An 8573-nucleotide genomic window follows, 5' to 3' on the forward strand; every position below is an offset into this window, starting at 1 on the left:
AAAGGAAATCCATGAGCACCGATGCATTGCGCTACCAGAGCGGCTTCGGCAACGAACACGCCACCGAGGCCGTTCCGGGCGCCCTGCCGCAGGGCCGCAACAGCCCGCAGCGCGCGCCGCACGACCTGTACCCCGAGCTGATCTCGGGCACTGCCTTCACCGCGCCGCGGCACGAGAACCGGCGCACCTGGATGTACCGCCGCCAGCCCTCGGTGGTCTCGGGCCGCTACCAGAGCTATGCACAGCAGTGGTGGCAGACCGGACCCGACCGCGAGGTCGTGCTCGCACCCGAGCCGCTGCGCTGGCACCCGATCCCGCTGGAGAACGCCGAGGTCGATTTCGTCGACGGCGTGCGCACGCTCGCGGCCAACGGCGACGCCGAGGCGCAGACGGGCCTGGCCGCGCACGTCTACCTGGCCAACCGCTCGATGGAGCGCCGCGCCTTCGTCAACGCCGACGGCGAAATGCTCTTCGTGCCGCAGCAGGGCCGCGTGGTGCTGACCACCGAAATGGGCGTGCTCGAGCTCAAGCCCGGCGAGATCGCGGTCGTGCCGCGTGGGGTCGTGTTCAAGGTCGGCCTGCCCGATGGCCCCTCGCGCGGCTACCTCTGCGAAAACTACGGCGCCCAATTCCGCCTGCCCGAGCTGGGCCCGATCGGCTCCAACGGCCTGGCGAACGCGCGCGACTTCCTCGCGCCCGTGGCCGCCTTCGAGACCGACACCGGCCCCTACGAGCTGGTCAAGAAATCGTCGGGCCGCCTGTGGCGCGCGCCGATGAAGCAGTCGCCCTTCAACGTGGTCGCCTGGCACGGCAACCTGTCGCCGGTGAAGTACGACACGGCCAACTTCATGACCATCGGCTCGATCAGCTTCGACCACCCGGACCCGTCGATCTTCACCGTGCTGACCTCGCCCTCGGACACGCCCGGCACGGCCAACTGCGACTTCGTGATCTTCCCGCCGCGCTGGCTGGTGATGGAAGACACCTTCCGTCCGCCCTGGTACCACCGCAACCTCATGAGCGAGTTCATGGGCCTGGTGTACGGCGAGTACGACGCCAAGCCCGGCGGCTTCAAGCCCGGCGGTGCCAGCCTGCACAACGCGATGGTGCCGCACGGCCCCGACGAAGAAGCGTTCGAGAAGGCGAGCCACGCCGACCTGAAGCCGCAGAAGCTCGACAACACGCTGGCCTTCATGTTCGAGAGCCGCTTCCGCTTCATCCCGAGCGCCTGGGCCCTGCAAAGCCCGGCGCTCGACACCGACTACGCCGACTGCTGGGCCGGCCTCAAGGACCAATTCAAGCCATGAACCCCGACGCGCTCAATCCCACCCACGACCCGGCGCTGCGCAGCTGGGTCGCTTCGGCCAACCAGCCGGGCTGCGACTTCCCGATCCAGAACCTGCCCTTCGGCCGCTTCAGGCCCTCCGGCAGCAGCGATGCCTTCCGCATCGGCGTCGCCATCGGCGACCAGGTGCTGGACCTGCGTGCCACCGGCCTCATCGGCGACGAGGACATGAACGCGCTGATGGGCCACACCCGCGAGGCGCGCCAGCACCTGCGTGCCGCCATCTCCGCCGGCCTGGCCGAGGGCAGCGACCAGCAGGCCGCCTGGTCGAAAGCCCTGCTGCCGCAGTCGGCGGTGGAGCTCACTGTGCCCTGCCGCATCGGCGACTACACCGACTTCTACACCGGCATCCACCATGCCCGCACCGTCGGCAGCCTGTTCCGGCCCGACGAGCCGCTGCTGCCCAACTACCAGTGGGTGCCGATCGGCTACCACGGCCGCGCCTCGTCCATCGGCATTTCGGGCCAGCGCTTTCGCCGGCCGCAGGGCCAGACCAAGGCGCCGGATGCCAAGACGCCGAGCTTCGGCCCCTCGAAGCGGCTCGACTACGAGCTGGAACTCGGCTTCCTGGTCGGGCAGGGCAACGCGCTGGGCCAGCCCATTCCCATCGCACAGGCCGAGGCGCACCTCTTCGGCGTGACCCTGCTCAACGACTGGTCGGCGCGCGACATCCAGGCCTGGGAATACCAGCCGCTGGGCCCCTTCCTGTCGAAGAACTTCGCCAGCACGCTGTCGCCCTGGATCGTGACCATGGAGGCGCTGGCGCCGTTTCGCGCGCCCTTCGCGCGCCCGGCCGGCGACCCGCAGCCGTTGCCTTACCTGGACGCGCCCGTCAACAGCGCGGCCGGCGCCCTCGACATCGTGCTCGAAGTGCTGCTGCAGACCGCGAAGATGCGCGAGGCCGGCGAGGCGCCGGTGCGGCTCACCCGCGGCAACGTGCGCGATGCGGCCTATTGGACGGCCGCCCAGCTGATCACCCACCACACGGTGAACGGCTGCAACCTGCAGCCCGGCGACCTGCTGGGTTCCGGCACGCTGTCCGGGCCGAAGCCCGACGAAGCCGGCTCGCTGCTGGAACTCACGCTCGGCGGCAAGCAGCAGGTCGAGCTGCCCAACGGCGAGCGCCGCAGTTTCCTCGAGGACGGCGACACGCTGATCCTGCGCGGCTTCTGCGAACGCGAAGGCGCGGTGCGCATCGGGCTCGGGGAAGTGAGCGGCACAGTGGAACCGGCGCTGTAGGGGATTGCACCGTGTCGAGGCGGGACGGGGCCTTTTCCTACGCTCCCGTTCCCGACCCCTGCGATACTGGCGTGCTTGCCTCGTAAGGACCCCGCCGTGAATGTGCTGATCGTCGATGACAACAAGGCCGCGGCCGACCTGCTGCGGGAACTGCTCGCCCTGGAGGACCACGCGGTCCATTGCAGCTACACGGCACAGGCCGCGCTGGATGCCGCGACTGCCGCCACCACCCCCTTCGACGCCGCACTGGTCGATCTGGTGCTGCCGGACTTCTCCGGCGCCGAACTCGCCCGCCGCCTGCGTGCCGCTGCCGGCGAACGCCCCATGCTCCTGGTCGCTGTTTCGGGGCTGGGCCTGGAAGACGCCGGCGATGCAGCCACGCCCGGCCTGTTCGATCACCATCTGCAGAAGCCCATCGACTTCGAGGCACTCGATCGCATGCTCGCGGCGGCGCCGGCCCGCTGAGGTCGCTCAGGTGGTCCAGCCGGTCCAGCCGGTCCAGCCCGCTCGATCGCTGAGCGCCATCCCGAGCCCCTGACGGGCATCAGGCCGCAGCGTTCTCCGCCCCGTTGTTGCTGCTGTTGATGTTGCCGTTGTGCCCCGCGCGGCCCACGGACCATTGCCGGATGCAGGCCAGCAGGCCCTGCGCGTCGGCCGGCTTGACGAAGTGGTGGTCGAAGCCGGCCTTGAACGCCGTCTTGCGATCTTCCCGCTGCCCGTAGCCGGTCAGGGCGATCAGCAGCAGCGCCTTGCCTTCCGGCATCGCGCGCATGCGGCGCGCCACCTCGTAGCCGTCGAGCAGCGGCAGGCCGATGTCGAGCACCACCGCCTCGGGTTGGTGGGCGGCGAGGGCGGCGAGCGCCTGCTGGCCGTCGGCAGCGATGCGGACCACGTGTCCTTCCAGCTCCAGCACTGCCGCGATGCCGGCGGCCGCGTCCTGGTTGTCGTCGACCACCAGCACGCGCAGCGCGTCGGCCCTTAGCGCGGCGGCCGCAGCGGCGGCGGCGGGCGCGGGCGCCAGCGCCGGCCCGGCCGTGCAAGGCAGCCACAGCCGGAATTCGGAGCCGTGGTTGTGACCCTCGCTGTGTGCCTCGATCCGTCCGCCGTGCATTTCGGTCAGCCGCCGCGCCAATGTCAGGCCGACACCGAGCCCACCCTGCATGCGGTCGAGGCCGCGCTCGCCTTGCTCGAACAGGTCGAAGATGCGCGGCAGCAGCGCGGCATCGATGCCCATGCCCTGGTCGCGCACCGAGACGACGACCTCGCCCTGGTCCACGGCGCAGGCCAGCGCGATGTCGGTGTCGTCGGGGCTGTACTTCGCGGCGTTGTGCAGCAGGTTGGCGATCACCTGCGTGAGCCGCGCGGTGTCGCCGGCCACCCAGGCCGGCTCGCGCGGCAGCGTCACGGCCAGGTGCTGGCGGCGTCCGTCGATGAAAGGCTGCACCGTCTCCACGCTCTGCGTGATCACGCTGCGCAGGTCCAGCGTCTGCCGCTTCAGCACGATCTTGCCCTGGCTGATGCGGGCCACGTCGAGCAGTTCCTCGATCAGCCGCGTCAGCTGCCGCAGCTGGCGCTCGGCGATGTCCAGCGCCCAGTCGACCTTGGGATGCGGTGTTCCGACGCGGCGGATCACCTCCACCGCGGTGTGGATGGGCGCCAGCGGGTTGCGCAGCTCGTGCGACATCATGGCCAGGAACTCGTCCTTGCGGCGGTTGGCGCGCTGCAGCTCCTCCTGCGCGGCCTGCAGGCTGCGGTAGAGCCGCGCGTTCTCGAAAGCCGCGCCGGCCCGCGCGGCCAGCTCGTCGACCAGGCCGAGGTCCGGCCCATCGCCCTCGGCCGGGCCGGCCACGAGCACCGCGCCCAGCGTGCGCTCGCCGCTCGTCAGCGGCACCACCATGCCCGCGCCGAGCGCCACCGGCTTCGACGGGCCGAGCAGGGCGCCGGCCAGTTGCGCCAGCGCCGGCGCGTCGATGCGCACGTGCCGCCGGCCTTCCGACGCCTCGCGCAAGGCAGCGCGCACGCCGTCGGGCAGCGCCGCGTCCGAGGCGGCCACCAGCCGCGGCCACGCTTCGTCGGCGGCCTGGGCCGCGGCCCGGAGCGCGCCGGCGCCGAGTTCGGGGTCGCTCGCCAGCACCAGCGCCAGCGGCGCGAGCCGCGGCACCAGCAGGGCCGCGAGCTGCTCCATCGCGATCTCGATCTGCAGCGAGCCGCCGAGCGCGCGGCTGGCGTCGGCCAGGAAGGCCGAGCGCCGGTCGTTCTCCTCGGCCGCGCGGCGCGCCGTCTGAGCCGCCGCCACCGCGGCGCGCGCATCGGCCTGGCGGCGCACCTGGCGCTGCATCAGGTAGAGCGACACGAACACCGACACCTTGCCGCGCAGGATCTCCGGCACCACCGGCGACAGGATGTAGTCGACCGCGCCCAGCGAATAGCCGCGCGCCTGCTGCATCTCGTCGGCATACGAGGTGATGAAGATGATCGGCGTGTGCGCGCAGCGCCGGTGCTGGCGGATCAGCGTCGCGGTCTCGAAGCCGTCGATGCCGGGCATGTTCACGTCGAGCAGGATCACGGCGAACTCGCGCTGCAGGATCTCGCGCAGCGCGTCGGCGCCCGAGCGCACAAGCACCAAATCTTGCCCCAGCTCTTCGAGCACGGTGCGGAACACCAGCAGCTTCTCGGGCAGGTCGTCCACCACCAGGATGCTGGCCTTTTCCCCATCGGGGAGGGCCGCGAAGTCCGACGGGTCGTCGTCTATTTGCACAGCCAGCCTCGCAACACGGCCAGCAGGTGCGCCGTGTCCACCGGCTTCGACAGGTAGTCCCACGCGCCGGCCTCGATGCACTTCTCGCGGTCGCCCTTCATCGCCTTGGCCGTCACCGCCACCAGCGGCAGCTGCTTGCCGCGCGGCAGGCGGCGCAGTTCGCGCATGGTCTGCATGCCGTCCATCTCCGGCATCATGATGTCCATCAGCACGATGTCGATGCCCGGGTCCTGCTGCACCAGCCGGATCGCGTCGCGCCCGTTCTCGGCCGACACGATGTTCATGCCCTGCGCGTCCAGCACCGCGGCCAGCGCGAAGATGTTGCGCATGTCGTCGTCCACGATCAGCACCTTGCGGCCGGCCAGCGAGCCGGTGGCCTGGTGCATCGCCTCGACCGCGCGCCGTTCGGCTTCGGACAGCCGCTCCGCATGGCGGTGGAGCACCAGGGCCGTGGCATCGAGCAGCTGCTCCAGCGACTCCGCCGCACGCAGCGCCGGGCCGCCGGCGCCGCGCTCCCAGCCCGGCACCGGCTGCTCGGGCGACGGGTTGTAGAACAGCACCGGCAACGGCCGCGTCGCGTCGTGCCGGCCTTCCAGGCCCTCGGCGATGTCGTCGCGGCGCAGCCCGGGCACCAGGCCGTCGGTGGCCAGGCCGTCGAGTTCCTGCGTGCGCAGGGCCTCGCGTGCCGCCTCGGCGCTGTCGGCCAGCACCACGTCGACCTCGCCGCCGGGCAGCGCGTCGATGTAGCGGGTGCGCAGCGGCGAGGGCGCCATCGCCACCAGCAGCCGGCGCACAGGCGCCTCGACGTAGCGGCGCAGCGGGCCCAGCGCGAGGTCGACTTCGTCGATGGACTGCAGCGGCTTGGCCAGGAAGCCGACGGCGCCCGACTCGAGCGCGCGCTCGCGCGCGTCGTCGGTCGACACCACGCACACCGGGATGTGGCGCGTCGCCAGGTCGGCCTTGAGCCGCTCGAGGATGCGCCAGCCTTCCATGTCGGGCAGGAAGATGTCGAGCGTGATCAGGTCCGGCCGGTGGTCGCGTGCCAGCGCCAGTGCGCCGGCGCCGCTGGTGCTCACCAGCCCCTTGAAGCCGCCGCGGCGGGCCGCCTGCAGCAGCATCTTGGCGAAGGCCAGGTCGTTCTCCACCACCAGCAGCACCTTCTCGCCAGCCAGGATGTTGTCGCGGTCGTCCTCGGCGATGTTGAGGCCGGCCAGCAGCTCGGCCGTGACGTCGCCGTCGACCTGCACCGTGCCGGGCACCGGCGGGGCCGCCGGCGCGCGCCGTGGCGGCTTGCGCGCTTCGGTCCTCGCTTCGGCCCTGGCTTCGGCGCGGCCGTCGGCGTGGCGCCGGCCCAGCCGCGTGCCGCGCGATGCGGCGTAGCTGTGCGGCAGGTACAGCGTGAAGGTGCTGCCTTCACCGGGCACGCTCGCCAGGCGGATCTCGCCGCCCAGCAGCCGCGCCAGCTCACGGCTGATCGCCAGGCCCAGCCCGGTGCCGCCGTACTTGCGCGAGGTCGAGCCGTCGGCCTGCTGGAAGGCCTCGAAGACGATCTGCTGCTTGTCGGGCGAGATGCCGATGCCCGTGTCCGACACCGAGAACGCAATCACCCGGCCGGCCCGGTCGAGGCTTTCGTTGTCGGCCGACCAGCCGCTGTCCACCGTGGCGATGGTGAGCGCCACCGAGCCCCGGTGCGTGAACTTGAAGGCGTTCGACAGCAGGTTCTTGATGATCTGCTGCAGCCGCTTCACGTCGGTGCCGATGCTGTCCGGCAGCGGGCCCTGGGTGCGGATGTCGAAGTCCACGTGCTTGGCCTCGGCCACGTGCCGGAAGCTGCGCTCCACCGAGCGCTGCAGGTCGTCCAGCCGCAGCTCGCTGAGCTCCACCGCGACCGTGCCCGACTCGATCTTCGACAGGTCGAGGATGTCGTTGATCAGCATCAGCAGGTCGTTGCCCGACAGGTGGATGGTCTTGGCGAACTCCACCTGGCGCGCCGTCAGGTTGCCCTCGTTGTTCTTGCACAGCTGGTCCGACAGGATCAGCAGGCTGTTGAGCGGCGTGCGCAGCTCGTGCGACATGTTGGCCAGGAACTCGGACTTGTACTTGGAGGTGAGCGCGAGCTGCTCGGCCTTTTCCTCCAGCGCCTGGCGGGCCTGTTCCACTTCCTGGTTCTTGCGCTCAACCTCCTGGTTCTGGTGCACCAGCAGGCGGGCCTTTTCCTGCAACGCCTCGTTGGTTTGTTGCAGTTCCTGTTGGCGGTTCTGCAGCTCCTCGGCCAGCGACTGCGACTGCGTCAGCAGGTCCTCGGTGCGCATGTTGGCCGAGATGGTGTTGATCACGATGCCGATCGATTCGGTCAGCTGGTCGAGGAAGGCCTGGTGCGCCGGGTTGAAGCGCTCCAGCGACGCCAGCTCCAGCACGCCGCGCACCTCGCCCTCGAAGACCACCGGCAGCACGATCACGTCCATGGCCGTGCCCTCGGACAGGCCGGTCGCGATGCGGAAGGCCGTGCTCGGCACGTTGGTCAGCAGGATCTTGGTCTTTTCCACCGCGCACTGACCGACCAGGCCCTGGCCCAGCTCGATCTCCTTGCCGTGCACGTGCTGCCCGCCCGAGGCGTAGCTCGCGAAGAGCTTGAGCCGCGGCGTGCTGCCGGCGGTGGTGAGCAGGTAGAACTCGGCCTGCTGCGCGCCGACCACCGGGGCCAGCTCGGACAGGATCAGCTGGCCCACGGTCAGCAGGTCTTTCTGCCCCTGCAGCATGCGGCTGAACTTCGCGAGGTTGGTCTTCAGCCAGTCCTGTTCGGTGTTCTTCTGCGTGGTGTCCTTCAGGTTGCGGATCATCTCGTTGATGGTGTCCTTCAGCGCCGCCACCTCGCCGCGTGCCTCCACCGTGATCGAGCGGGTCAGGTCGCCCTGCGTCACCGCGGTCGCCACCTCGGCGATGGCCCGCACCTGCGTCGTCAGGTTGGCGGCCAGCTGGTTCACGTTCTCGGTCAGGCCCTTCCAGGTGCCGGCCGCGCCGGGCACCTTGGCCTGGCCGCCCAGCTTGCCTTCCACACCCACCTCGCGCGCCACGCTCGTCACCTGGTCGGCGAAGGTGGCCAGCGTGTCGGTCATGCTGTTGATGGTGTCGGCCAGCGCGGCGATCTCGCCCTTGGCCTCCACCGTCAGCTTTTGCTGCAGGTCGCCGTTGGCCACGGCGGTGACCACCTTGGCGATGCCGCGCACCTGG

At 70.5% G+C, this 8573-nt stretch carries 5 protein-coding genes; 3 read left to right on the top strand and 2 right to left on the bottom strand.

Annotated features, from left to right (window positions below; genetic code table 11):
• Positions 1-11: 11 nt before the first annotated feature.
• The 3 genes from hmgA to B0W80_RS10045 all read left to right on the top strand — a co-directional run bounded on the left by hmgA (position 12) and on the right by B0W80_RS10045 (position 3049).
• Positions 12-1307, top strand: a complete 1296-nt coding sequence (hmgA, locus tag B0W80_RS10035) for a homogentisate 1,2-dioxygenase (protein ID WP_076998985.1) — start codon at positions 12-14, stop codon at positions 1305-1307.
• Positions 1304-2584: a fumarylacetoacetase gene (gene fahA / locus B0W80_RS10040; RefSeq protein WP_076998986.1), complete on the top strand. Its 1281-nt coding sequence runs from the start codon at positions 1304-1306 to the stop codon at positions 2582-2584. Before hmgA ends, fahA begins: the two co-directional genes overlap by 4 nt.
• Positions 2585-2680: 96 nt before the next feature.
• On the top strand, positions 2681-3049 hold the full coding sequence (locus tag B0W80_RS10045; protein WP_076998987.1) for a response regulator: 369 nt from the start codon (positions 2681-2683) through the stop codon (positions 3047-3049).
• A gap of 79 nt (positions 3050-3128) precedes the next feature.
• On the opposite strand, the gene B0W80_RS10050 is transcribed toward B0W80_RS10045, so the two are convergent.
• Positions 3129-5342 carry a response regulator gene (locus tag B0W80_RS10050; RefSeq protein WP_179106869.1) on the bottom strand — a complete coding sequence of 738 codons (2214 nt, stop codon included), beginning with the start codon at positions 5340-5342 and terminating at the stop codon, positions 3129-3131.
• The coding region (locus B0W80_RS10055; RefSeq protein WP_179106870.1) for a response regulator at positions 5333-8573 on the bottom strand (3241 nt) is incomplete at its 5' end. The genes B0W80_RS10050 and B0W80_RS10055, both read right to left, overlap by 10 nt.

It is taken from the genome of Variovorax sp. KK3 (genome assembly GCF_001984055.1).
Lineage (GTDB): Bacteria > Pseudomonadota > Gammaproteobacteria > Burkholderiales > Burkholderiaceae_C > Variovorax.